This is a genomic window from Kineosporia sp. NBRC 101731, assembly GCF_030269305.1.
GTDB lineage: Bacteria > Actinomycetota > Actinomycetes > Actinomycetales > Kineosporiaceae > Kineosporia.
In genome coordinates this window covers 50,763-75,035 of sequence record NZ_BSTC01000022.1, presented here as the reverse complement: position 1 = coordinate 75,035, position 24,273 = coordinate 50,763, and the positions used below count along the sequence as shown (strand labels likewise).

Annotated in this window: 21 protein-coding genes, 2 tRNA genes and 1 other RNA gene; 10 read left to right on the top strand and 14 right to left on the bottom strand. The window is 70.3% G+C overall.

The features are described 5' to 3' along the window. Nucleotides 1-23: 23 nt before the first annotated feature. Together QSK05_RS34250 and QSK05_RS34245 are read left to right on the top strand one after the other, a co-directional pair. The gene (locus QSK05_RS34250) at nucleotides 24-833 is read left to right on the top strand and encodes a 4'-phosphopantetheinyl transferase family protein (RefSeq protein ID WP_285601565.1); all 810 of its coding nucleotides are present in this window, start codon (nucleotides 24-26) and stop codon (nucleotides 831-833) included. Nucleotides 834-874: 41 nt separating this feature from the next. Beyond that, a complete protein-coding gene (locus QSK05_RS34245) occupies nucleotides 875-4,597 on the top strand; it encodes a hypothetical protein (protein ID WP_285601564.1) in 3,723 nt (1,240 codons plus the stop codon). A 1-nt stretch (nucleotide 4,598) separates the two neighbouring features. Here QSK05_RS34245 and QSK05_RS34240 read toward each other — a convergent pair whose 3' ends face one another. Genes QSK05_RS34240 through QSK05_RS34215 form a run of 6 tightly spaced genes read right to left on the bottom strand, consistent with a single transcriptional unit; the run spans nucleotide 4,599 to nucleotide 12,033 of the window. Next, nucleotides 4,599-5,627, bottom strand: a complete 1,029-nt coding sequence (locus tag QSK05_RS34240; protein WP_285601563.1) for a C40 family peptidase — start codon at nucleotides 5,625-5,627, stop codon at nucleotides 4,599-4,601. Between the two features lie 3 nt (nucleotides 5,628-5,630). After that, nucleotides 5,631-6,137 (bottom strand): hypothetical protein, encoded by a 507-nt coding sequence (locus QSK05_RS34235; protein ID WP_285601562.1) that lies wholly within the window; start codon nucleotides 6,135-6,137, stop codon nucleotides 5,631-5,633. A 37-nt stretch (nucleotides 6,138-6,174) separates the two neighbouring features. Continuing rightward, nucleotides 6,175-8,442, bottom strand: coding sequence for an MFS transporter (locus QSK05_RS34230; RefSeq protein ID WP_285601561.1), 2,268 nt, complete (start codon nucleotides 8,440-8,442; stop codon nucleotides 6,175-6,177). Continuing rightward, a complete protein-coding gene (locus tag QSK05_RS34225) occupies nucleotides 8,439-11,351 on the bottom strand; it encodes an ATP-binding protein (RefSeq protein ID WP_285601560.1) in 2,913 nt (970 codons plus the stop codon). Before QSK05_RS34225 ends, QSK05_RS34230 begins: the two co-directional genes overlap by 4 nt. Before the next feature lie 19 nt (nucleotides 11,352-11,370). After that, entirely contained in the window at nucleotides 11,371-11,751 is a 381-nt protein-coding gene (locus QSK05_RS34220) for a hypothetical protein (RefSeq protein WP_231483850.1), read from the bottom strand. Nucleotides 11,752-11,754: 3 nt separating this feature from the next. Continuing rightward, complete coding sequence (locus QSK05_RS34215; RefSeq protein ID WP_231483851.1) at nucleotides 11,755-12,033, bottom strand: hypothetical protein; 279 nt, start codon at nucleotides 12,031-12,033, stop codon at nucleotides 11,755-11,757. A 427-nt stretch (nucleotides 12,034-12,460) separates the two neighbouring features. On the opposite strand from QSK05_RS34215, the gene QSK05_RS34210 reads away from it, so the two are divergent. Further along, nucleotides 12,461-13,231 (top strand): lysophospholipid acyltransferase family protein, encoded by a 771-nt coding sequence (locus tag QSK05_RS34210; RefSeq protein WP_285601559.1) that lies wholly within the window; start codon nucleotides 12,461-12,463, stop codon nucleotides 13,229-13,231. A gap of 84 nt (nucleotides 13,232-13,315) precedes the next feature. Here the strand turns inward: QSK05_RS34210 and QSK05_RS34205 are convergent, their stop codons facing one another. Further along, nucleotides 13,316-13,483: a hypothetical protein gene (locus QSK05_RS34205; protein ID WP_231483853.1), complete on the bottom strand. Its 168-nt coding sequence runs from the start codon at nucleotides 13,481-13,483 to the stop codon at nucleotides 13,316-13,318. A 132-nt stretch (nucleotides 13,484-13,615) separates the two neighbouring features. Then, the gene (upp, locus tag QSK05_RS34200) at nucleotides 13,616-14,251 is read right to left on the bottom strand and encodes a uracil phosphoribosyltransferase (RefSeq protein WP_285601558.1); all 636 of its coding nucleotides are present in this window, start codon (nucleotides 14,249-14,251) and stop codon (nucleotides 13,616-13,618) included. Between the two features lie 110 nt (nucleotides 14,252-14,361). On the opposite strand from upp, the gene QSK05_RS34195 reads away from it, so the two are divergent. Next, the gene (locus QSK05_RS34195; RefSeq protein WP_352303611.1) at nucleotides 14,362-14,793 is read left to right on the top strand and encodes a nucleoside deaminase; all 432 of its coding nucleotides are present in this window, start codon (nucleotides 14,362-14,364) and stop codon (nucleotides 14,791-14,793) included. A gap of 93 nt (nucleotides 14,794-14,886) precedes the next feature. Then, nucleotides 14,887-14,973: transfer RNA gene (locus QSK05_RS34190), tRNA-Ser, on the top strand. Nucleotides 14,974-15,266: 293 nt separating this feature from the next. Here QSK05_RS34190 and QSK05_RS34185 read toward each other — a convergent pair. Together QSK05_RS34185 and QSK05_RS34180 are read right to left on the bottom strand one after the other, a co-directional pair. Beyond that, on the bottom strand, nucleotides 15,267-16,223 hold the full coding sequence (locus tag QSK05_RS34185; protein ID WP_285601556.1) for a hypothetical protein: 957 nt from the start codon (nucleotides 16,221-16,223) through the stop codon (nucleotides 15,267-15,269). Between the two features lie 91 nt (nucleotides 16,224-16,314). Continuing rightward, nucleotides 16,315-16,653: a hypothetical protein gene (locus QSK05_RS34180; RefSeq protein WP_269327084.1), complete on the bottom strand. Its 339-nt coding sequence runs from the start codon at nucleotides 16,651-16,653 to the stop codon at nucleotides 16,315-16,317. Between the two features lie 330 nt (nucleotides 16,654-16,983). Between QSK05_RS34180 and QSK05_RS34175 the strand changes: the two genes are divergently transcribed. Both QSK05_RS34175 and QSK05_RS34170 read left to right on the top strand, forming a co-directional pair. After that, complete coding sequence (locus QSK05_RS34175) at nucleotides 16,984-17,475, top strand: hypothetical protein (RefSeq protein ID WP_285601555.1); 492 nt, start codon at nucleotides 16,984-16,986, stop codon at nucleotides 17,473-17,475. After that, on the top strand, nucleotides 17,465-18,454 hold the full coding sequence (locus QSK05_RS34170; RefSeq protein ID WP_285601554.1) for a hypothetical protein: 990 nt from the start codon (nucleotides 17,465-17,467) through the stop codon (nucleotides 18,452-18,454). Before QSK05_RS34175 ends, QSK05_RS34170 begins: the two co-directional genes overlap by 11 nt. 22 nt (nucleotides 18,455-18,476) lie before the next feature. On the opposite strand, the gene QSK05_RS34165 is transcribed toward QSK05_RS34170, so the two are convergent. From QSK05_RS34165 to QSK05_RS34150, 4 genes are all read right to left on the bottom strand, one after another. Next, the gene (locus tag QSK05_RS34165) at nucleotides 18,477-18,956 is read right to left on the bottom strand and encodes a DUF4262 domain-containing protein (protein WP_285601553.1); all 480 of its coding nucleotides are present in this window, start codon (nucleotides 18,954-18,956) and stop codon (nucleotides 18,477-18,479) included. Beyond that, on the bottom strand, nucleotides 18,925-19,650 hold the full coding sequence (locus QSK05_RS34160; RefSeq protein ID WP_285601552.1) for a LytR C-terminal domain-containing protein: 726 nt from the start codon (nucleotides 19,648-19,650) through the stop codon (nucleotides 18,925-18,927). The genes QSK05_RS34165 and QSK05_RS34160 overlap by 32 nt, the downstream gene beginning before the upstream one ends. Before the next feature lie 38 nt (nucleotides 19,651-19,688). After that, entirely contained in the window at nucleotides 19,689-20,021 is a 333-nt protein-coding gene (locus QSK05_RS34155; protein WP_231483862.1) for a type II toxin-antitoxin system VapB family antitoxin, read from the bottom strand. A 154-nt stretch (nucleotides 20,022-20,175) separates the two neighbouring features. Continuing rightward, nucleotides 20,176-20,263 (bottom strand) — tRNA-Ser (locus QSK05_RS34150). Between the two features lie 131 nt (nucleotides 20,264-20,394). On the opposite strand from QSK05_RS34150, the gene ffs reads away from it, so the two are divergent. The 3 genes from ffs (at nucleotide 20,395) to QSK05_RS34135 (ending at nucleotide 24,207) form a co-directional block, all read left to right on the top strand. Next, nucleotides 20,395-20,491, top strand: an RNA gene (ffs, locus tag QSK05_RS34145) — signal recognition particle sRNA small type. A gap of 111 nt (nucleotides 20,492-20,602) precedes the next feature. Beyond that, nucleotides 20,603-23,383 carry a DNA polymerase III subunit gamma and tau gene (locus QSK05_RS34140; RefSeq protein WP_285601551.1) on the top strand — a complete coding sequence of 927 codons (2,781 nt, stop codon included), beginning with the start codon at nucleotides 20,603-20,605 and terminating at the stop codon, nucleotides 23,381-23,383. A 2-nt stretch (nucleotides 23,384-23,385) separates the two neighbouring features. Beyond that, on the top strand, nucleotides 23,386-24,207 hold the full coding sequence (locus QSK05_RS34135) for a serine hydrolase domain-containing protein (protein WP_285601575.1): 822 nt from the start codon (nucleotides 23,386-23,388) through the stop codon (nucleotides 24,205-24,207). The last annotated feature ends 66 nt before the right edge of the window (nucleotides 24,208-24,273 follow it).

Here is a 24,273-nt window from a genome sequence, read left to right as displayed (position 1 = left end):
GCCGATCAGGGCATCCTGTCCGGGTGCCTGAAGCCCGTACACCCCCGACGACGACGCCGCGGGAGCACGTCCTGAACGCGATCCCTTCCCCGGGCAGCCACCCGGCGCCACGGGGCACGGAGATCGAGATCTGGTGGTCCCGGGTGGACGTCGGCAACCTCGCCGACGACGTCCGGACGCAGCTCGCGGCCGACCTGAGCGAGACCCGCCTGGCCAAGATCGAGCGCTACCGGCGCGCGCAGGACCGGGACCGTGGGCTGGCCGCCCACTCGATGCTGCGGCGGCTGCTCTCGGCCGTCACCGGAACCCCACCGGCACAGTTGCAGCTCGGGTCGTTCTGTATCTCGTGCGGCGAGAACGGGCATGGTAAGCCATTTCTCGAAGCCACCGACGGTAGTCGGGATGTGGAGATCAATCTCTCGCACTCCGGTGAGGTGGTCATCGTGGCGCTCGCCGCCCCCGGGGTACAGGTGGGCGTGGACGCCGAGCAGGGGCGCACGGTGGACTGGAACGCGTTGCGGAACTCGATCTTCGCCGACCAGGAGTGGGCCGCCACCGAGCGCCGGGCCGACCGCGAGCACCGGCGCCTGCTCACCTGGGCGCGCAAGGAGTCGTCGGTCAAGGCCAGCGGGCACGGGCTGTCTCTGCCCCTGCGTCATGTGGTCACCTCGGACGCTGAGGGTGCGACCTGGTCGGCCTCGATGCCGTCAGGGGTCGGGCGGGTCGCGGGTACCGACCTCGACCTGGCTCCCGACGTGGCTGCGGCAGTGGCGGTACTGCGCCCCGAGGGGTGGCCCGATCCGCCGGTGGTTCGGCGCATTTCGATTGGCTGATAGGTAGTTTCGAGCGGGCGGACGCGCGGGTGGAGGGCTGGATGGCGGAGGCGGCCGGTACGCAGGAGGAGCAGCAGCGGGCGGTCATCTCCCGTACCGAACGGCTGCGCGCGGCTCTGGGCCAGGTAACGCTCGAGGAGTACCGGAGCGAAGATGTCCGGTTCGAGCGGGACTCCCGGCTCGGGCGGGAACTGCTCTACCTGGTCGCGAACAACTCCTGGTGCCGTCGCACGACCGAGGTACTGCACGTCAAGCTGGCCCAGGCCGTGGACACCGACGTGGTCGTGGACGTCGACCTGTCCTACGCCGATCACGAGGCGTTCGAGCTGGACGCCGGGCTGACCTGGCTGCCGTTGCTGGCCCTGCCGCCGATGCGTCCCCGGGAGCCGTCGAGGAGCCGGGACCCGAAGTTCCTGGCCGATTTCCGGCAGAACCGGCTGGACGTGCCGCTCGACCGGTGGGCCGACGACGAGGCCGACCCGATCGCGTCGCTGGAGGTCAGCGACGCGAACGGGCAGCGGATTCATCGGCTGACCCAGGCCGAGGTGCGCCAGCGTCTCTCGGCGGCGCTGGCCGAGATGATCATCAACGTGATGACCCGCCGGCCGCAGCAGACCGGCCCGGAGCCTGGGGCGGTGGTGCAGCGAACGCAGAAGCTGTTGCTGTCGGCCGCTATCCGGCGCATGCTGCCAGGTGCCTCGCCGATGGCCGAAGGTGGCGAGCTACCCGCCGGGGGTACGGTGCCGGAGGGGATCCGGGACGCCCGGAACCTGCTCGACGCGATTCTGGCCGCGGACATCTCCCTGGCCGAGGAGTTCTCGGACGCGGACGCCCCGGCCGGCCTCCACCCGCCCGAGCCGAGCCCGCCGACGTCCACCATTGCCGTGGTCCAGGCGCCGGAGCGGACCGCCGGACCGCGACCCGGGCTGGATACCGAGGTCATGAAAGTCCTGACCGGGCCCAATGTTCCGGGTGGACCGGGGACCGGTCCGATCGCCGTCGATTCCCGGGTCGACTCCTGGCTGGAAGACGGTGGCCGGTTGCGGCCGGCGCTCGGCTCGCACGTCGGGGAGATCCTCGAGGCGCTGGTCGGGACCACCCTGGTCGTCATCGCGATCCGCGACGAGGGCAGGCCGATGTCGTACACGGTGCACGTGCCCTCGCGACGGCTGGTGCGGCAGGGGCGGGCCTGGTTCCAGCCCCGGGCCCTGCTGAGCATCGACCTGCTCGCCCCGACCGCCCACGCGGACCGGCAGATCCGGCTGGTGCTGCCCGAGGGGGTGGTCTGCCGTGGAGACCGGGTGCAGGGACGTATCGACGTCGAGCTTCCCAGCCCGTTCGAGCGCCTCGAGGCGCTGATGCGACGCCTGTTCCCCCGGCAGATGCCGCCCGATCGCCCCTCCTCCTGGGTGGACGTGCAGATCGCCGAGATGGCGCTGCACAAGGTGGATTCCGCACTCGACAGCCTGCGCTACTACCTGGTCGAGGCGACGCACGAAGAACTGGCGGACGACGGTGGGCCGCGCGGGTGGTTCTCCCGGGGGCAGCGGCGCCCGACCCGGGAGGAGCTCACCCGCCGCCTGGACACGCGACTGCGTGAGCTGCGCGGGCATCTCGACCGGGTGCGTGCCGACGGGGTGCTCGGCGACGGCATGGCCGGGCTGTGGCAGGCCTGGGACTCCGGCTCCTGGTTCCCCCGCTGGATGCGGCGCCGCGTCGACGTGAACACCGCCAGTGTGAATCTCGTGATGCTGCGGGCCAGTTCGGTCGACGACATCGCGATCCGGGCCCGGCCGATCCGGGCCCGGATCGAGGCTGACCTGGCGCTGTCCGAGGTCTCCGACGTGGCCCGCTACACCGGCGGCCTGAACCTGGCCGTGCTCGGGGTGCTCTGCGTGTTGCTGGGCCTCTACCCGCCCAAGGGGGACGGCGCCGGGGATGCCGTGCAGGTGCTGGCCACCATCCTCACGTTGTTCTCGGCGGTGCTGGCCGGCCGGGTGGAACTCGGGCACGCCTCCACCCTGCGCGGCCTGATGACCCGGGCCACCTACTGGCTGATGTTCGGTTCGGTGCTGCCCACCGTGCTGCTGGCCATGGCCCTGGCCCTGCTGCCCCTGCACTACGCCACCGGGGCCGCCGTCACCGCCTTCGTGGTGCAGTCGCTGCTGATGCTGCGGTTCCGTCGCACCGAGCCGCTGCGGTCCAAGCCCGGACAACGCTCCCGGTCGGCCCGGATGAGGGTCACCAGCGCCTACTCGCCCGAGTACGCCCGCGTGGACATGCTGCGCGGGCGCCGCAGCCGGGCCCTGATCACCGAGGCTCTGCTATTGGGCCGGGACGCGTTCGCCTACGTGGTCACCCGCCCCGCCGGGGAGGGGCAGTTGCTACGGCTGCTGGAGGGAAGCCAGACGGGTGGCAACCCGGTGACCACCGCTCGGCGGTCGGTGGTGCGCTTCCTCAACGCGCGCGGCGTCGACGTGCGGGCCGCCGCTCCCGACCCGGTGAACCTGCTCGGCGCCGTGCAGTCCGCCACCGCCGGCCGGGCCATGACCTACCTGGTCTTCCGCGACCAGCCGATGGACGACTGGCGGGCCGTCAGCGGGGACAAGGACGACGTGGTCGCCCCGGTGCCTCTCGACCCGGACCGGGTGGCACCGCAGGAGCCGCCGGAATGGGTGCTGCGGATCATGATCGGTCTGCCGGTGTCGCCGGTGGCCATCGCCCTGTCCCGGCACCCGGTGATGGCCGTGGTGTCCGCCGCGGCCCGCTACAACTTCCAGGTCGGCAGCGTGCAGCTACCGGCCCCGCCACCACCCGGCCACGCCGGCCAGGGCCTGCGGTGGATCCAGCTCAGCGTCGGGGTCACCTACCGCCGGGGCGACTCGCTGCGGGGTCTGGGTTCCTTCCTCTACCGGGTACACCGCATGGACGGCATGGCCTTCGGCGGGGGCAAGCTCTCGGTGCTGGTGCAGATCAACGCCGAACGTCCGCCGTTGTCCCCCCTTTCGTCGTCGAAACCCTTGAGCGACAAAGACTTCGACGTGGTACCGGACGACGAGGCGGCCAGTGATCCGGAACGCAACTGGCGCACGCTGGCCCTGACCGCGCACTCCCGCGTCGGCCTGCTGCGCGACGTGCTGACCGGGCTGGCCACCCAGGCGCCGAACTTCGAGCTGGCGAGCCTGACCGTCGAGGGGGTCTACGGGCAGACGGTGCTGTTCCTGGTCGGGCGGGAACGTCTTTCCGGGGCTCCCGCCCGGGAGGACTCGCTGCGGGACACGCTGCAGCACTGGATGCGGCCCTCGGACCGGCTGATCGTCGCGGTCGACCGTCGGCTCAGCGCGCGGATGCTCGACGGTGCCTCCGGTCAGCGGGAACGCCTTCTGCTGCAGATCTTTCTGAGAACACCGGACCGGCCCGGAGTGCTGCGCGAGACGCTCCGGAACCTGGCCCGGGCGCTGGAGACGTACGGTCCCGCCGGGCACGCGTACGGCGAGGCGCTGGAGAAGATCGACGTCTGGTTCGTGACCATGGAGGTCGCCAACGGGCGCACCTTCCGCGGGCACCTCACCGTGCGGCTTCCCGGGGAGCCCGACTCCTGGGCCGACTGGGCCGCGGTGGACTGGTCGGCCGTGGAACGGTCGATGAGTCAGGCATCCGCCCAGGCCGCGCGGGGTGAGGGCAACGACGCGGCGATGGGCGGTGCGGTGGCGATCATGGACGATACGGTGATCACGGTCGAACTCATGCGGACGGCGGGCTGATTCAGGCCGGTGCCGGCGCGCTCTGGAGGAAGGCCGAGTCGTTGAGCCGGCCGATCTTGTTGTGTACGCCGTCGACCTTGTACTTGGAGAGCTTGACGTCCAGGCCGGTTCTCGGCGCCTGGACGGCAGTGCCCGGCTCCACCACGATCATCACGTGCCCGGCCGAACCACGCTGGCCGAGCGCGCTGAAGAGCAGGTCGCCCGGCTTCTCCTGGCCCGGCTCGATGATCGTGGAGTTGTCCATCATCTGGGCCGCCGTCCGGATCCTCAGCGGGTGACCGGCCTTGCGCCAGGAATAGACGATGAGGCCGGAGCAGTCGAACGACTCCGGGCCCACGGCCCCCCAGACGTACGGGTCACCCTGCTGTTCCAGCGCGGTCTGGAGCATCTTCCCGACCGAGCCGGTGGGCAGGTTGGCCGCGACCGCGTTCTCGTCGCAGCCCAGGGGGTCGTCGCCGACCACGGACTCCACCAGGGAGGAGGCCATGGACTCCCAGCGGGCATAGGCGAACGGGAAGGCCGATGCCTGTACGGCCTGGGCGGCCTCGGTGACCGGCATCGACTCCCAGCCACGGATGTCCTTCAGACCGCGCTGGCCGCCCTGACCGCCGGTGTAGAACATCTTGGCCGCCTGCTCCGGGTCCGTCCGCTGCGCCTGCGAACCCCAGGCATCACGCTGCTGGAAGAGCCCCACACTGTCCAGGTCGCCCCCGGAGAGGTTCTGCAGCGTCGACTCCTGCATGGCGGTCGCCACGGCCACGACCAGTCCGCGGGCCGGGACGTCGAGCGAGACCCCGGTCTCGATCACCGTCTGGGCGTTCGCGAGCTGTTCGTCGTTGAGCACGACGTTGGTGTTACCGGTCTGGGAGATCGGGCTGCACCGGGCCCGGGAGACGCCGCTGGCCTCGTCTTCCGACACTCCGGCAATGCCCATCATCATCATGGCCGGCACCAGAACCAGGCCGCCCCCGAGGAAGGCAAGGACCGCCAGGAGCGCGATCACCAGTTTGAGCGGTACACGCCGTTCCATGGCTCAGTCTCCGGTGTTGGGCTGCACGTCGGACACCATCGGCTCGGACGTCCCCTCCCCGGCGACCACGGTCACCAGCACCGATGACCCGTCCGCGAGGGGGACGGCGATCATGGACGACTCCTGGGCGAGGAACCGGACCACCGGTTCACCCTCGGGCTGGGTGCCCGGGAGGGTGGCGGTGTCGGTGCTCTTCAGGGCCGTGGCGTAGTCCTGGGTCGCCAGCGGGGTGAGCGCGGCCAGCCAGTCGGCCGACGTCTCACCCGGTTTCAGCTCGGCCCACAGCCTGACGAAATTGACTGCGGCGGAGACATATTGGTCGGACGCGGGAACCACGGCCGCGGTCACGGCGGCCCGGGTCAGGTCGTCTCCACTATCGTTGCTGTTGCTCTTCTCGTTGTCGCCGACGGCGGCACTGCCGATCACGAAGATCAGGATGATCGCGCTCAGGCTGACCACGACCAGGCGGCGCGGGCTCTTGCAGAGCCAGGTGATGAAGTCAGCAACCATGGGAACCTGCCGAACTGGATGTCATCTGACGCTGGCCCTACCGTTGCCCGGCGCGGTCGTCAGAGCTGGATTCCGCGCCGGAACGGTGCGGGCGGAAGACCTCGTCGAGCTCGGTCTCGAAATGGTCCGAGGGTTCGCTCTCCAGACGCTGGAAGCCGCGGTCGCCGGGACGGATGACCGGGGCGCCGTCGTCCTGGGGCCGCCAGCCCTCGCTGCCGACCTTGGCCGCGGGCTCGGCGGCGAACTCGCGCTTCGGCCGGCCGGGAGTGCTACCGGTCTCGAAACGACCTGGGGTGTCTTCGCGTTCGGCCGGTCCGCCGAATCCGGAGAGGGCGGCCCGGGCGGCGGCCCGGCCGGCTCCGCTGCCCTGGCTGACCGTCGCGGACTCGATCCGGCTGCCGGGTGCGACGGTGGGTGCGTAGATCTCACCGCCCTCACTGGGAACGGCCGGGGCCGCTCCGGCCTCGCCGCGGCTCGTGACGGCCGGTCCGCGGACCACGGTGACCTGGCTGGTGTTGACCGTGACGCCATTGCTGAGAGAGGCCGGCGCTGCGACCACCGGGGCGGGTGCGCCCTGGGCCTCGGCCGGCAGGACCCCTTCGGCCGTGGCCGGGACGGGGTAGTTGCTGATGCCCTCGATGCGTTGCGGGGCGCGGCCCTCCGCGGCCTGGGCGTCGGCGATCGCCTGGGCCGGGTTGGCTCGCTGAGCGGTCGAGACGCCGAGGAAGGTGCTGAGCGCACCGGTGAGGATGCGGGTGCTGGTGCGGGCCGCTCCCCGGGCCGTGGTGGAGACCCCGCCCGCCGCGCCGGCGAAGTGGTTCTCCCGGCTGTTGACCATCTGGGTGAGGCGCCGGAAAGGACGCAGCGCCACCCACATGACGATCGTCAGCAGCAGCATGAGGATCACGCTCAGCCAGCCCGGGGTGGCGCTGGTCGGGGAGAGCAGCACGCCCATCCCGAGCACCGTGACCGACGCGCCGATACCGAAGACCATGGCGTTGATCAGGGCCGCGGCGACGGTGCTGCCGATTCCCGTCACCAGGGTCCGCATGGTCGGGAACAGGCCCAGCGTCGCGAAGGCGGGGAAGAGCATGACACCGAAGCGGACGATGATCAGCGCCCCGAGCACGAGCAGGCCGGCGATGAACAGGAACGGCACCGTACAGAGGGTGGCGATGAGCGCGAGCATGGCGTAGCCCACCCGGCTGTCCGAGCGCTTGCCGGTGAGGTACTCGTAAGCGTCCGGGTCGGCGGACTTGATCTCCTTGGCCGCGGTCTCGAACTTCTTCTCCTTGGCCTCGATGATCTTCCTGCCCTGCGCCGGGTCGGACTGCATGACCGCGGCCTCGCGCCAGGTGAGCGCGGTGGCGTCGAAGATGACCGGACCGTATTTCTCGGCCACGTCGGAGTCGGTACTGCCGAAGGTGCCGCCGAGCCAGGACTCGTAAAGCAGGGACTGGTGCATTCCGGAGGTCGCCTCGGTGCCCGCGCCGGCGTTGCCGTCGGCGGACTTCCCGTTGAGCCCGCTGGACACCGCGGAGAGGGTGGTGGTGACGGTCTGATCGGCGGCGTGCCCGGCCACCAGGGGCCAGCGGAACACCATGGTGACCAGCACCATCACGAACAGCGCCCAGCCGATGGCCCCGGCCGACGAGGCCAGCGAGGCCTGCCGGGACCGCCAGATGAGCAGCAGGCCGAGTGCGGCGACCACGACGAACGCCCAGCGCTCGAACACGGTGCGCTGCAGCGTGTCCACGACGTTGGTGATCAGCGGGTCGAAGACGCCGAGGAAGTCGGGGGAGAACGCGGCGTCCAGCACGGCGCCGGTGGCGGCGACCATCGTGGTCGGGACCTCGAGGATCCAGTTGCCGATGGCCGTGCCGATCGAGGCGTCGGGGTTACGGACGATGTCCGAGCCACACCCGAGGTCGTACGTGTTCCACCGCACCCCGGCGTAGCCGTAGACCTCGTAGATCGAGACCTTGGCGTTGTCGGCGAACGGGTCTTCATCCGCCGGAAGGGTTTTGGGCGGCGTCTCGAAGAAGCCGACCACACCGCGACCGGGTACCTCCGGCACCGGGGCCTCGGCGCAGTCGGAGAAGGGCGCGGCGGGGGCGCTGAGCAGACCGGCCGTGGTGACGCTGCCGGGTGAGGCAACGCCTACGCCGACGGTCTGTGCGGCCGATGCTTTCACGGCCGGACCGGTACTACCGGAGGCCAGGGCCGCCGGGGCGGCGATGGCACCGGCGACGGCCAGGGCCAACGCTGCGGCGGCAATGACAACGGCGCGCCGACGGTGCCTCATCGCTGCCCACCGGTCTCGTCGGAACGACGGTCGTTGTCCGAGGGAGCGGCCGGCCAGCCGTTCCCGTTCGTGGAGGGTGAATCACCCGGGCCGTCGAGCACCCGGTGCGATCCGGTACCGAGAGTCGCGTGCTCACCGGTGGCGGTGCCGTTCCGCGGACGGGTGCCCCGGCGGGCCCGGGACGCGCCGACGGGCAGGGCGTGCCGGGACCCTCCGGGTGGGGTCTGGGGATCAGTGCCGTTACGCAGCCCACCGCGGGAGCTCCAGGAACCACCCACACCGCTGGCGACCGGCCGGCCGGAACCCACGGGCGCGCCGGACGGGTCGAGTTCCACTGCGGTGAGGTCGATCTGGTCGGTGCGAGGTTCGCGGATCGGCCGCGACTCCTCCGGCGGGCGAGGCAGCGACGACGGTGCGGCGGTGGTGTCCAGGGCGGCCAGGACCTGCGGCAGATGATCCAGGTCCACCCGCATCCGGTCGACATTGCCGTCGACGTCGCGCATGACGAACTCGCGCAGGCCGGAACGGTTTCCGGTACTCGAGCGGGGGGAGAGCCGGGCCAGTACACCCTCGTACCCGACCCCGGGCGGAACCCGCAGCATGCGCAGGGCGTCAGCGGCCACCTGGTCGTCCTCGATCCGTCCGACGAACGCGGCTGAGATGAAGTTGGAGACTTCCATGCCGAGAACGTCGGCGGGGTTCTGGGAAGCGGCCAGGACGCAGGTGTTCCACTTTCGGCTGTCTCGGCCGAGCCTGGTGAAAAGCGCCCGCCCGGCGCCCCATTCACCGAGGAAGTGGGTCTCGTCGAGGGCCACGAGCTTGCGCTCGTTGCGCGGCCGGCCGTAGATCGTGCGGGTCGCGTACCAGGAGGCCAGGTGCAGCAGGGGCACGGCCATCTGCTCCTGGGTGGACCAGTGCTCGCGGGGTACGGAACCGGGCGGCAGCAGCAGCCCGGGCATGGTCAGCACGGTCAGCACGGCTTCGTCGTGGATCGGCTCGGTGCTCGGGCCGATCGGGAAGAACAACCGGGCGAGCGGCATCTCGGCCATGTCGCGCAGGTAGGCCGCGATGTCGGCGGCGTGGTCGTCCTGCCGGGACTCCAGGAACTCGACCACGGTCCACAGACTGGTCTGCGGTGCGCCCTTGGTCGCCCGGATCGCCTCGGTGAGCACGAGCCGGGTGCGCGGCGCGGCGGCCAGGCCGGGCGGCAGCAACATCGTGGCCACGTCCAGGGCCAGGAGCTTGCGGTCCTGCGCAGCCAGTGTGCGGGCCTCTTCCAGGGCGTCGAGCGTCGGGTAGTCCTCCGGCCGGGGCTGGACCACCACGGCGTACGGGTTGAGCGTGCCCGACGGCGCCGAGGTCAGGTCGATGTGCCGGGACCGGTCGCGCAGCTCGGGCAGTTCGGTGAGCCGGGCCAACGGGCCGGACGGGTCGAGCATCACCGAGGTGATGCCGCGGCGCACGGCCTCGTAGGTGATCAGCCCGGCGAGGACCGACTTGCCGGAACCCAGCGCACCGACGATCGGGACCAGACCCGAGGTCTCGCGGACCTCGGTGGCGAAGTGGGTGTCGAACATGACGGCCCGCCGGCTGGAGGCGGCGGTGTGGCCGATGTACGGGCCCCGCCGGTCACCCAGCGAGGACGAGGCGGCCGGGACCCCGGCCGCGTAGTAGAGCGTGGGCAGTCGACGGCGGTAGGCCGTGGACGAGAGCGGTTCCCCCGGGATGAACTCGCGCAACAACCCGTGCTGCCCCTTCGGGTGGGCGATCGTGACCTGCCGCTTGCGGTACGTGTCGACGACCTGCCGGGCTCGCTCCAGGGCCTCTTCCTGGGTGGCGCCGGACACCGCGATCCGGAACCAGCCGTGGACCCGGGAGGCGGTGGTGTCGCCGCCGGTCGTCATCTCGTCCTCGATGGCCCGGGCCTGCCGGGCCTGACGCTCGAGGGCCAGCGGCTCGTCCAGGTCGTGGTCGCGGTAGTGGCGCTGCATGTCCCGGACCACCAGCAGTTTCCGCTGCACGGCGTCGAGCGCCTGGTCGCCGTCCAGGACGTCCAGGCGGATCGACCACTCGACCGCGAACGGCAGGCGGTCGGCGTGCACCAGCCAGGGCTCGTGCGAGGGGTCGGGGATCTCGATCTCGTCGACCCGGCCGACGGTGAGGACGCTGACGTGACGTTCGGTGCCGGAGCCGCCGGGGTCGCGGCGGGCGACCTTCACGGTCGGCGCGAACGGCTCGGCCTCGTGCACGACGCCCTCGGTGAGCTCGTACAGGTCTTCGGTCTCCCAGCGGCCATCCTGCACCGGGGAGAGAGCGCCGGGAGCGGGCAGGCCGAGCCCCAGGGAACGGCGCATCAGCCACTCCAGCTCGCGCGGCGTGACCGGACGGCCCTCCAGACCGGGGCCGGCGATCGCCTCGGCGACCAGCGCGGCGTCCTTGTCCACCTTCTGCAGCTCGCCGAGGGTGGGACGGCGTAGCACCCGCTGGGTGAAGCTCGCCATCTGGGACCGCTCGCTCACCTGGACGCCGAGGTAGACCTCTTTCTCGGCCATGGTCGACGCGCGGACGTGCTGCTGCGCGCTGACCAGGTGATCGGCCCAGGTGTTCCCGTCGATACCGGGCAGCGGGTCAGGCGTGCGCGCGTCCAGTGCCCGGGCCCAGGAAGCGGCCGGGTACGGTCGCGATGTCACCCGCAGGTGCAGGCGACGGCCGGACAGCGCAGCCATCCGGGTCGCCGTGTCGATGATCAGGTTGAGTCGGTCACCATCGGCCCGGAAGGCCCAGCGCTGCGTGGGTAGCGCGAACCAGGCCCAGGCGGCCTGATCCGTGAACGCCAGATTGCCCTCGATAGTCCGCAACGCCAGTGCCATGTTCGCGGCCCGGGTCTGGCCGCTGCTGAAGATCCCCATGAGGTGGCCGCGTCTCTCCCTAGCTGCTGGCCCTGCGTGCCCGGGCTGAGGTGCGTTTGTCCCGTACCCGGACCTTGGGCTGCAGCCGGTACTTACTAGCGCGGCCTGCCCGGGGAGCGGTGAGATCCGAGACGAAGGTCTGCCAGACCGCCCTGGCTGGGCGCTCATGATCGATGAAGCCCATCAGCCCGTAGGTTCCGAGCGTGGCGATGCAGAGCTCCCACACCGGCGGGATGTGCACCTTGAGCGGGGTGACAGCCTCGACGAGCAGGATGAGCAGGAAAGCCACCAACCAGGCCGCATACGCGCTGTACCTGGCTGTCCAGGGAAAGGTCAGCCCGCTCGGGCCGAGCCACACGGTGTTGACCCGATAGACCTCGTCATCAGGCGATACCCGCATGCCTCAGCCGTTCCCGAACACCAGTTCGGTCAACTGACCGGCGAAGCCGTAGAGCACGGCGGCGCCGGCGATGACCCCCATACCCAGCATCACGTTGGTCAGGGTGTTGGCGTTGTCACTGATCCTGCCTTTTCGGGCAGAGGCGATGATGCCTATCCCGATCACCAGCAGAACCAGCGGGATGATGTTCTTGACGCCCCACTCGACCACTCCGTTGGAGTTGAGCGAGGGCCCATCGTTAGTAGTGGTTGCGAGCATGACTACCGACGTGATGACGGCCATTCGTACCTCCAGGGCACCGGTGAACCCCTCCGTAACCTCGGCGCCGTCACGCTGCTTCGGGCTCCGCTGAATCCGCACGTTCTGTTACGACCTTGCCACGCCAGGTCAGGTCGATGGTAGGGGTTCTGTCACGATTTACCGAATAATCCGTTGTGACAGAGTAGCGCCGCCCAGCCCATCCGCCGTTCCATGTCGCTCGTGTCAGCTTAAAGCTATGCATAACCAGACGTCATCGTCGGTCGCCACACCGTTGGTGTACCGATGTGGCACCTGATTCATAGATTTGCCGGTGTCGCACGTGTTCCTGCAGGTGGTCCGCCGGTCGTGGTCAGCCGGGGATCTCGGTGTGGCCGCATGTGGGATGCATCGCGCGGCCCGGGTCCACCGCCCTACCGGCCCCCGGGGCGGACCGCCTACAGTTCGGTCCGTGGCAGAGCTGGTCTATCCCCCGGTCATCACGTTGGCCCGCACGGCGTTCCGCGCCCTTGGCATCCGGTTCACGGTCGAGGGGGCTGAGCACATACCCGCCGAGGGCGGGGCGGTGCTCGCGAGCAACCACATCAGCTACCTGGACTTCACGTTCTGTGGTCTGGTCGCTCGCCCGCAGCGGCGCCTGGTGCGATTCATGTGCAAGGAATCGGTCTTCCGGAACCCGGTGGCCGGCCCGCTGATGCGCGGCATGCACCACATCCCGGTCGACCGGGCCGCCGGCACGGGCGCCTTCGACGAGGCGGTCCGGGCCCTCAAGGCCGGCGAGATCGTCGGGGTCTTCCCGGAGGCCACGATCAGCCGGTCGTACGTGCTGAAGGACTTCAAGACCGGCACGGCCCGGATGGCGGTGGCGGCCGACGTGCCGATCGTGCCGATGGCGATCTGGGGCGGGCAGCGGATCTACACCAAGGCCCGCAAGCCCGACCTCGGGCGGGGTAAGGCGGTCATGCTGAAGGCGGGCGAGCCCTTCCGGCCCGAGGCCGGCATGGAGGCGTTCCAGATCACCGCCGAGATCCAGAGTCGTGTCGGCGTGTTGCTGGAGGAACTGCAGGACCGGTACCCGCAGCAGCCCGCGGACGACGCCGATCGCTGGTGGGTGCCGGCGAACCGCGGCGGGTCGGCGCCGACCCCGGAAGAGGCCAGGAAGCTCGACACGGCCGCCGCCGTGGCCAAGCGCCTCAAGGCCCAGGCGAAGCGGAAGAAGTAGCTCGCGGCCCCTCCGGGCTCTCCGGGCCCAGGGCAAAACAAGGACGCCGGCTGACGGATGTCAGCCGGCGTCCTTGGGGGAACGTCAGTTCGACAACATCGTGTCGAAGAACGTCCCGATCGAGTCTGCGGCACTGGTAAGCCAGTCCCAGATGTCGCCCACGAAGTTTCCGGACTGGCGCGGGTCGTTGACGACCGCGTAGATCAAGAAGACAACCAGGATGACCACGAGCGCTCGCCGGGTCCTCGTCACTGCGGCCTCCCCAGAGTGGTGTACTCAGGACAAATGTAGCGCTTCGAGTATGTTCTATCCGTGTCGAGCTTGTCACGCATGGCTACCGCGCCAGTCTCAACCTCGGCTTGAGGTTGATAGTAGCGGCGGCGGTCACACTACGCCGTACAAGCGGTCGCCCGCGTCGCCGAGACCAGGGACGATGTAGCCGTGCTCGTTCAGGCCGGGGTCCATCCCGCCCAGAACAATCTGCACGGGAGCCTCTTCGCCGACGGCCTTACGGACATGTTCTACGCCTTCCGGTGCACCAAGGAGGCAGATGGCGGTGACATCGTCCGCGCCGCGCTCCATCAGGTACTGGATCGCCACGGCGAGCGTGCCGCCGGTGGCTAGCATCGGGTCCAGTACGTAGACCTGCCGTCCGGTCAGGTCGTCCGGGAGACGGTTGGCGTATGTGCTGGCCTCGAGGGTCTCCTCGTTCCGGATCATCCCGAGGAAGCCGACCTCGGCCGTCGGGATCAGCCGGGTCATGCCCTCCAGCATGCCGAGACCGGCCCGCAGGATCGGCACGACGAGAGGCTTGGGCTGGGTCAGCTTGACGCCCGTGGCCGGGGCGACCGGGGTGGAGATCTCGTGCTCCACCACCCGGACCCCGCGGGTGGCCTCGTAGGCCAGGAGAGTGACCAGTTCGTCAGCCAGGCGACGGAACGTCGGCGAGTCGGTCTCCCGGTTCCGGAGCGTGGTGAGTTTGTGGGCGACGAGAGGATGGTCGACGACGTGCAGGCGCATGCGGGCAACCTACCGGTGTCCGGGCCCTGAGGCCTCGTGGCTTGAGACCCGGATCCGGGTCGGTAGAAGGAGAGGTCTCTGTGAGTGACGATCCGCGACTGGATGCCTGGATGGGTCTGGCCCTGGAGGAGGCCGCCCTCGCCCCGGTGACCGGGGACGTGCCGGTGGGGGCCGTGGTCGTGGATCGCGCCGGGCGTGTCGTGGGCAGAGGCCGCAACGAGCGGGAGGCGGCCCAGGATCCGACCGCCCATGCCGAGCTCCTGGCCCTGCGCCAGGCCGCCGCGGCGACCGGGAGCTGGCGGCTGGACGGGGCCACGTTGGTGGTGACCCTGGAGCCCTGTGCCATGTGTGCCGGGGCCATCGTCCTGGCCCGGGTCTCCCGGGTCGTGCTGGGCGCCTGGGACCCGAAGGCGGGGGCGACCGGCTCGACCCGGGACATCGTGCGGGACTCGCGACTGAACCACTGGGTCGAGGTGGTCGGCGGGGTGCGCGGTGCGGAAGCTGCCGGTCTGCTTCTGAATTTCTTCGCGGAACGCCGATAGTCCAAGGGATTTCGGGTGCGTGGGCCCGGCCGGCGCGAGGACTGCGGGGGGTGGATTGGATGAAGCGGCCCCTGGTTCGGTAAGGTTCTCCACGGTGGCGTGTCCGAGCGGCCGAAGGAGCACGCCTCGAAAGCGTGTGAGGGTTTACGCCCTCCGTGGGTTCAAATCCCACCGCCACCGCCGTCGAAGGGCGTGGCACTCCGATCCTGGAGTGCCACGCCCTTCGTTGCGTTGGGCCGGGTTATCGGCAATTTCTGATCAGTAATTCAAAGGCCGCGCCGTCAATGCCCCATTGTGAGGATTGCAGTGGCGATGCATGCCTGAATCGGCGCAGATGCCGAAAGGGCTCTGAAGAAAGTCACGCCAGTGACAGAAGCGACTGCGGATTTGCGTAGTGACTCGTGAGACGCGGCCACGCAGGTGAATAGCCCGATGAATGGCGATCCGTGCGGTCTGAGTCATGGACGGCGAGGTCAGAGCCGTTTGAGTCCTTCGAGAACTCGAAGGGCGATAGCCACCCGGCTGTTCGGGTCCAGATCGGCGGGAAGAGTTGCCGGACGCGGTGGTGCCGTCGGCCGTTCGGAGTCGGCCGGAGCGGAGGAAACCGGGGCCGGTGGGCTGTCCCCGGCCGGATCCGTGTCGATCGTGCGAGGCCGGCGCCGGGGGAGCCGGTCGGGGGGCGGCGGCGTCGTGATCGGCTTCGACGCGGTCAGGATGGTCGACGCGGAGACGACCCGATCGGTCTCCAGCGGCCCGGTCTCAGGCGGCAGGACCGGGGGCTCGGCGTTCTGCCGGGCGGGTGTCCCGGCCGTCGCGAGATCTGCCGGTACGGAAGGGTTCTGCGCGGTATCGGCCTGTACGAGCCGGGCCACCCCGGAGGCGATCATCGAGGCAATGCTGCTGAGGGTTGCGCTGAGCGGGATCCCGGAGCGCCGGGCCAGGGTGCGCGGACTCTGGGCGCTGGTCAGCCGGGAGGTCAGCGCCCACTGCTGGGCATCGATGACGACGGTCTTCCCGCGGGGCAGCCAGGACAGGCTCACCTCGTCGTCGGGGCCCACCCCGAGTGTTCTGAAATGGGCTATCAGATCGGTAATCTCGGCCAGCAGATGCTCGACGGCGACGCGGTACCGCAGACCGGTCCAGTGCTTGCGGCCGGGCCGGAACAGAGGGCGGTCACCCTCGACCCTCGGGGCCGAGAGCATCTCGACGCCGGCCTCGAGAATGTTCGATCGGATCAGTGAGGGGAGTTCGGGGTCACCGGTCTCCGGCACCGGGGGCACACCGATGGTCTCCGCGTAGGTGACGTCTCCTTCGTGCAGGAAGAAGGCACCGCCGGGTACACCACGCACTTCCAGTGCACCCGAACTGCGGCTGATGGCGAGCACCCGGAGAACGTCGATAGCCGGATGCTCGGTTTCCTGGACCGTCATCGCGGGGAGCCGACTCTCTTCGAAAGGGGTTGGCGAAGCGACCGGTTCGCGGCGACCGAGGTGGGTCGACGCGAACCGGACAGTGCGGGGATCAAATCGTGAGCTCGCCCTCGATGCGCTTGAGGTGATGACGGGCCAGGGCCAGGTTGGCCTTGGTCTTGTCCAGCGCCAGGTAGATGAACAGCCCGCTCGCAGCCTGCCCCCGGACCAGCCGGATCAGGTGGTACTGGCGGCCCAGGGTGATCAGGATGTCGTCGATCGTCTCGGTCAGGCCGAGCGACTCCAGGGTGCGCATCTTGGCCCGGACGACCTCCGTGTTGCCGGCCGACGCGATCTCCAGGTCGAGATACTTGCCGCCGCCCAGACTTCCGAGCGACATTCCACTTCCGTAGTCGACCAGGCTGACGCCCAGCGCTCCGTCGATCTCCATCGCTTCTTTCAGCGCGGTATCGATGTCCACAGGAAGATCTCCAGTCTCATTTCGACGTTGACACAAGGGTGTGTCGGGTAAGGTCAGAGTGCCCGTTTCGGCGCATCTCGCGAGTTCATCGAAGTGGCCGGCGGGTGGCGGATCGAACCTGATGTATCGGGGCGCTTGTAACAATTCGTAAGCGGCAGAATACTGCACTCAGGCGGGGGCAGCGTCAAGAAGTCGGGTAGAAGACGAAAGAGAATCGAGTTCGATATCTGTGCCTCGTGATAGCGATGTGATAGTGCTTTGCCGGTTGTCAGAGCAGCTTCTGAGCAGGGTTTGATGCCGGTGAATGCACCACCGTCCCCCCTGGGTGTTCCATCGGGTGGCTCAGATGCGGTCCATGCTGTCCTGGCCCGGTTGCAAGGGCTCGACGGGCTGGTCACGGCCTGCCTGGTCGAGCCCGATTCGGCCTTCGTGCTGGACACCGTCGTGGGGAAGCCGGCCACCGAGGCCGACACCACGGCCGAGGCTCCTGACGACGGGGCCGTGGCGGCGACCATCTCGGCCGCGGCCAGTGATGTCGTCCAGGTGATCGGCCTGATGACCTCCAGCCTCGGCGATCCGGACGAACTGGAGGACGTCACGATCACCTTCGGGCGCAAGCATCACCTGATCACGCCCCTGCCCGAGGCCGGGGTGGACGGGTTGCTCGTGGTCGTGACCCTGGACCGGGCGCGGACCAACCTCGCGCTGGCCCGGCAGCAACTGCGCGCCCTCGGCCCGCTGCTGAGGCACGCGATCCAGCCTCCGGTGATCGAACCCGGCCATGGCGCCTAGCGTCTGGGGGCGCTGGACCGGCCGGGGACGGGCCAGCGACAGCACGCCGCCACCGGTCTCACCACCGCCCGAGTCGGAGGAGACCGCGTACGACCGGCTCTTCGACCTGGCCGAGGACCAGGCCACCGGGGCGCTCTACCTGAACGGTCGCTGGGGTGGCACGGTTTACCTGGTCAGTGGCCGGATCGGTTACGTGGAGTCGGTGCTCACGCCGGGCATCGAGGCTCTGCTCCTGCGGCCGACCTACACCGACGAGCGCAGCTGGGCCCGGTTGGTGTCGTCGTTGCGCCGGGGTCGCATCGACGCGGCCGTCTCGGCCGCCTCGCAGTTGCTGAGCGGCGACGCCACCTCGGCGTTCGATGCCGAGGTGCTGCGCCGGACCGCCCTGGCGGATGCCGCCCTGGTCACCCTGGGCGCCGTGGTGCCCGACGCGACCGGCGCCGTCGCCCGGTTCCGGCCCGGGGCCTGGCACTGGTGCGAACCGGTGCGCACCTTCACCGTCGCCGAGGTCCTGACCGAGGTCGAGCGCCGGAAGGCGGTGCTGGGCCGGATGACCCGCGGTGTGCGGATGGATGCACCGATCCAGCGCGCGCCCCAGTTGCCGGTGGAGCGGATCCGCCTGACGGCGACCCAGTGGAACATCGCCGCCCTGGCCAACGGCACCACCACCCCTCTCGACATCGCCTGGATGCTCGGCCACGGCGTCTTCGCCACCACGGTCGCGATCCACCAGCTGGCCCGGCTCGGTGTGATCAAGGCCGGCCCGGCCCCCACGTCTACCGTCACCGTGCCCCCGAGCGCCGTGCCCACCTCCGTGCCGGCACCCGGAACGGTGCCGGAGACCTCGCCGAACGGGATCCGGACCGGGATCGGGGCACCGCGCCCGGCCCGGCACATCCCGTCGTTCCTGCCCTCCCGACCGCTCCGGATTGATCTCGACGAGGCGCAGGACCGGGAACGCGGACGGGCCCAGGTGTGACGGGCCCGTCCGGACGGGTGCGTCAGGGGTGCGGTGGCCGGCCGAGCAGTGGCTGCCACCAGGTACCCCCGGCCCAGTCGGGCTCCCAGGGCCAGTGCCCCTGGTCGTCGGTGTAGACCACCTGCAGAGCCGGCACCAGGCCGGCTGCACTGGCGTAGATCTCCTGGGCCTGCACCAGCCGGCGCGGGTCGTCCACCCCGACCAGCTGGAGCCGGTGGACGTCGCAGCAGTGTTCGACCAGCCGATCGCCGGCGATCAGCCGGAGCCCGCACCGGATCTGGTCGGCGAGGTCGTCGAGCAGTGTGGTGGCCTGCCGGGCATCCAGCCCGGTGACCACCAGTTCAGGATGCCCGTGAAAGCGGGTCATGCCCACCGTGTAGGTGAGGCAAGGGCTCCCGCCATCGCCCTCGACATGCACGTATCCCCAGCCGTGGAGCTCGATGTCGCTCCGGCTCTTCTCCAGGATGGCCTCATCGCTCCACCCATCGCACTTCAGACACATGGCGACCCCCCGCCTGCTCATCAACCCGTTCGGTGGTGTCGTTCCACACCACCTGATGACGTTTGATGACATTAAGCGCCACCACCGACAGTCTTGCCCGGGACGGCGGACCGGGCCGCCGTCCCGTCGATGCGGAGGAACCGGTCGGGGTCCGGCAGCCGCGCGGGGTGGGATCGGCGGCGATCGCCGCGGCGGCCTGCGTGCGTTCCCGCATCGCCTTGTAGCGTCTGCCGATCACCACGTCCACGGAGTGGTCGCCGTGGGCCCGCCGCTCCGGCAGCAGTTTCACCCGGCCCGGGAACTGCCGGGCCACGGTGCGCGCCAGGACCCGGTCACCGGGGCCGTACCTGACGGTGACCGCGATCGTCTGCGCCCCGTCCGGGGCGTTGGCGACGTCGACCACATGGAATTTCCGGCGGCGCAGTTCGTCGGCGACCGCCCCGGCCAGGCCCCGCCGGTCGGTGCCGTTATAGACGTTCACCGAGGTCTGGTTCGGTCGGCTGACGCTCTGTTCCGGGCAGGCCGGCCGGTTGCGTCCCGGTGCGGTGACGACCCACCAGCCCAGGGAGTTCCCGAGTGCTCCCACCCCGGCGAGCAGGACGCCGAGGAACAGTGCGGTGAAGGTCAGGCTCTGCCGGCGGCGTCGGCGCCGGGCCTTTTCCTCGCGGGTCGGGACATGCGTGCTGGACCCCATCGGCCACGCCCCCCTCGGGCACGGACGGGTCAGCCGGGTCAGCCCCTGGGCGCAGCCCCCACCTGGCCGTCCTGAGCATCGATCACCAGGACCCGGGCGTGCAGCACGGGACGCTGGTGCAGCGCGGCACGAACCGCGCGATGCAGACCATCTTCCAGGTAAAGCTCGCCCTGGTACTGAACGACATGGGCGAAGAGATCACCGAAAAAGGTGGAGTCCTCGGACAGGAGTGCATCTAGGTCCAGGGTGCGCTTGGTGGTGACCAGGTCGTCCAGCCGGACCTGACTGGGCGGCACGTCGGACCACTGCTTGGACGTGCTGTACCCATGATCGGGATACGGACGGCCCTCGCCGACTGCCTTGAAAATCACCCTCAGGATTGTGTCGTCTCTGTCGTCGCCTGCGCCACTTTCATGGCGTTGTGCAACCGAACTGCGACGATCCGTTGAGGATCCGGGCCTGGGCCGGAACGACGTACGGCGGCCGGCTCCCGCACGCTGAGGTGCAGGAACAGGCCGCCGTAGCTGGCGGAGGATAGGGGATTTGAACCCCTGAGGGCGTTAACCCAACCCGCTTTCCAAGCGAGCGCCATAGGCCACTAGGCGAATCCTCCGTGGGAGAGTCTAGCCAGATCTGGGGAGTGCTCGTGCACACGGGGTCTCCCCGGCGTGGCCCGGGCAGCTCTGGCGGGGTTCTCCGGCGGGGGCTGGTCCGGCACCCGCCCAGGATTCGGTACAGTGGTGCGCAGACCCCTCGTGCGGCGTCAACCAGCTGAACTCCCCCAGGGCCGGAAGGCAGCAAGGGTAGGCAGGCTCTGGCGGGTGTGCGGGGGGTCCTTTCATGCCCGGTTCCGGCCCGCCGGCAAGCAGGATCTGTAGGCGATCAGGTGGACTTCTCCACATCTTGGATTCGAGCCTGAAGCGCCCACCCCAACTGTCCTAGGCTGACGGCCGTGACGACCGCTCTCTACCGCCGCTACCGGCCCGAGTCCTTCGCCCAGGTGATCGGTCAGGAGCAGGTCACCGGGCCGCTCTCGGTCGCCCTGACGAAGAACCGGGTCAACCACGCCTACCTGTTCTCCGGCCCGCGTGGGTGCGGCAAGACCACCAGCGCGCGCATCCTGGCGCGCTGCCTGAACTGTGAGCAGGGTCCCACCCCTACGCCCTGCGGCACCTGCCCGTCCTGTGTCGACCTGGCCCGCGGCGGGCCCGGCAGCCTGGACGTGGTGGAGATCGACGCGGCCAGTCACGGTGGTGTCGACGACGCCCGTGACCTGCGTGAGCGCGCGGCTTTCGCGCCGGTCCGCGACCGCTACAAGGTGTTCATCATCGACGAGGCGCACATGGTGTCGCCGCAGGGCTTCAACGCCCTGCTGAAGATCGTCGAGGAACCGCCGGAGCACATCCGGTTCATCTTCGCGACGACCGAGCCGGAGAAGGTCATCGGCACCATCCGGTCGCGCACACACCACTACCCGTTCCGCCTGGTCCCGCCGGAGCGGCTGGTGCAGTACCTGGCCGAGCTCTGCGAGCAGGAGGGGGTGCCGGCCGGCAAGGGCGTGCTGCCCCTGGTGGTGCGCGCCGGTGGCGGCTCGGTGCGGGACACGTTGTCCGTGCTGGACCAGCTGATGGGCGGCGCGGGGGAGGACGGCCTCACCTATGCCACCGCGATCGGCCTGCTCGGCTACACCGACTCCACCCTGCTCGACGACGTGGCCGACGCCCTGGCCGCGGGTGACGGAGCCACGGTCTTCCGGGTGATCGACCGGGTGATCGAGTCGGGGCACGACCCCCGGCGGTTCGTCGAGGACCTGCTCGAGCGGTTGCGTGATCTGCTGGTGGTCGCGGCGGTCAAGGACGGTGGGCACGCGGTCTTCCGGGGCATGCCGGACGACCAGCTGGAACGGATGCGCAGTCAGGCAGGCCGGTTCGGTTCCTCCGAGCTGTCCCGGGCCGCCGACGTGACCAATGCCGCGCTCACCGAGATGACCGGTGCCACCTCGCCCCGCCTGCAGCTGGAGCTGCTGTGCGCCCGGTTACTGCTGCCCGCGGCCGACGACGAGCAGCGCGGTCTCGGCGCCCGTCTCGACCGCCTGGAGAAGCGCATCGGTTCCGGGGCCGTAGTGGCCGCGGCCCCGGGGGCACCCCAGAACGGGGTGTCGGCCCCGGCGTACGCCGAGTCGCCCGGCCCTCAGTCCCGCTCCTCCGGCCTCGCCGCCGTTCGCGCGGCGATCGGCAAGGGGGGAACTGACACTGCACCCGAGAACGGTCCGGGCGTGGCGCCCGGGGGTGCCCAGGCCATCCCGGAACGGGGGACGACGAACGCCTCCACCGCAGCTGTGACCGCAGCACCGGCCGTCCCGGTCGCCTCGTCCGAGTCGATCGCCCGGAACCCGGTGGGAACGTCGAACCCGGCAGTCCCACCGCACCGGACGGGCGTCCCGGAGTCGGCCACCGCGCCGCAGACCCCACCGGCAGCACCGGCAGCACGGCCGCAGCCTGTCCAGCAACAGCCTGTCCAGCAGCCGGCCCAGGCCTCCCCGCCGACCCAGGCCTCTCCGACCGCCCAGCCTTCACCGGGCGGCGCCGGCGACCTCGAGGCAGTGCGGCGCAACTGGACCGAGGTGCTCAACGCGGTCGCCTCGATCAAGCGCACCACCTGGAGCCTGGTCTCGCAGTACGCCCAGGTGCTCGACTACGACGGTAAGAGGCTGCTGCTGGGCTTCGACTCGGCCGGTCGCGCCCAGTCGTTCGGCCGCGGCCCGCACCCCAACTTCGTGCGCCAGGCCCTGATCGAGGTGCTCGGCCTGGACTGCATCGTCGAGGCGGCCGTGACCTCGGAGTTCCAGGCGGCCGGCGGCCGGCCCGCCGGAGGACCGTCAGGGTCGTCCGGGCAGTCGGGACCGTCCGGGCAGCCGGGTCCGGGCGGACAGCCGGGACCAGGCGGACCGATCATGTCCGCCCGTTCGGCCCCGCCGGCCGAGGTGACTCCGCACTCCGCCCCACAGCCCCGCCCGGCCCCGCCCCCGGAAACCCAGAGCTCTCAGGGTTCGCAGGGTCCCCGGAACGGCTGGACCGAGCGCCCGGCCCCGAACCCACCGCCGAGCGCCCGGCCGAGTCCCCCGCCGGCCTCGGCCTGGACCGAGGTCTCGCAGAACCAGCAACCGCCGGCCGGTCTGGCGTCCCCGGCCGCCCCGGAGTCGTCCGGCGGCGTCGGCCTGGCCACCCGTGAGACCACCCGTGAGGTCACCCAGGAGGCCCCGGTCCGTTCCGTCGGTGCGGCCGCGGCCCGGGCCGTAGCCGCGGCGGCCGCCGCCCGGGCGGCGGAGGGACAGACAGGCCCGAACCCGGTCGCGAAGCTGCAGGACAAGCGCGGCCAGACCGCCGCGCCGGACGACGAACACGCCATGCCGACCCCCGCGGCCTCGCCCTACGACGACATCCCGCCCGACCTGAACGAGCCGATGCGGGAGGACGAGGCCCCGCCGGACAGCAGCTGGTCACCGTCGCGGGGCGGCCGGCCGCAGAACCGGCCGGCCCCGGCCCCGCAGCCGGCGGACCCCGCCCCGGGCACCGTGAACGCCGCGGCCCGGGAGCGCAAGAACGTCGTCGACCTGGACGAGGACATGGGCGGCGACATGGGCGGCGAGGACCTGGACAACCCACCGCTGGTGGGCGTGCAGGCCATCGAGAAGCTGCTCGGCGGTCGTGTGATCGAGGAGCGGGACCTGTGAGCATGCTCGCCGGTATCGACGACTGGGAACACCTCTGGGGAGTGCCCAACACGTCGGCCGCCGTGATCAGGGCCGACGGCACCGTGGTGGAGACCCGGGGCGACCAGGACCACGAGTTCGCCCTGGCCTCGGTGACCAAGCTGCTGACGGCCTACGCCGTGCTGGTGGCGCTGGAGGAAGAGGCTCTCGCGCTCTCCGACGCGGCGGGTCCGGAGGGGGCGACGGTCGAGCACCTGCTGGCGCACACGGCCGGCTACGGGTTCGACTCCGGCTCGGCCGCGGTGACCCGGCCGGGAGCCCGGCGGATCTACTCCAACCAGGGCATCGAGGTGCTCGCCCGGCACCTCACCCAGGTCACGGGCATCGACTTCGGCACCTACCTGACCGAGGCCGTACTGACGCCGCTGGGCATGACCGCCACCTCGCTGCCGGGGTCACCCGCGGCGGGCGGCCGGAGCACGGCGGCCGACCTGGCGAAGTTCGCCGCCGAGTTGCTGAATCCCCGGCTGATCGACCGGCAGACCCTGGACGAGGCCGTGCGGGTGCACTTCCCGGGGCTGTCCGGGATCCTTCCCGGTCTGGGCCGGTTCGACCCGCTGGACTGGGGTCTGGGTTTCGAGCGGAACTTCGCCCGGCCGGGCCACTGGGCCGGTACCCGGATCTCGCAGCACGCGTTCGGCCATTTCGGGGCGGGTGGAACCTTTCTGTGGGCCGACCCCGACCACGGCCTGGCCTGCGTCTGCCTGTCGGACCAGGACTTCGGCGACTGGTCCAAGCAGGCCTGGCCGCCGCTCACGGACGCGGTGATCGACGGGCCGGGGTAACTCGTCCAACTCGTCCGGGGCGACGTCCCACCGCGACTGCAGGCGCGGGATGGGCGACGCCGCCCG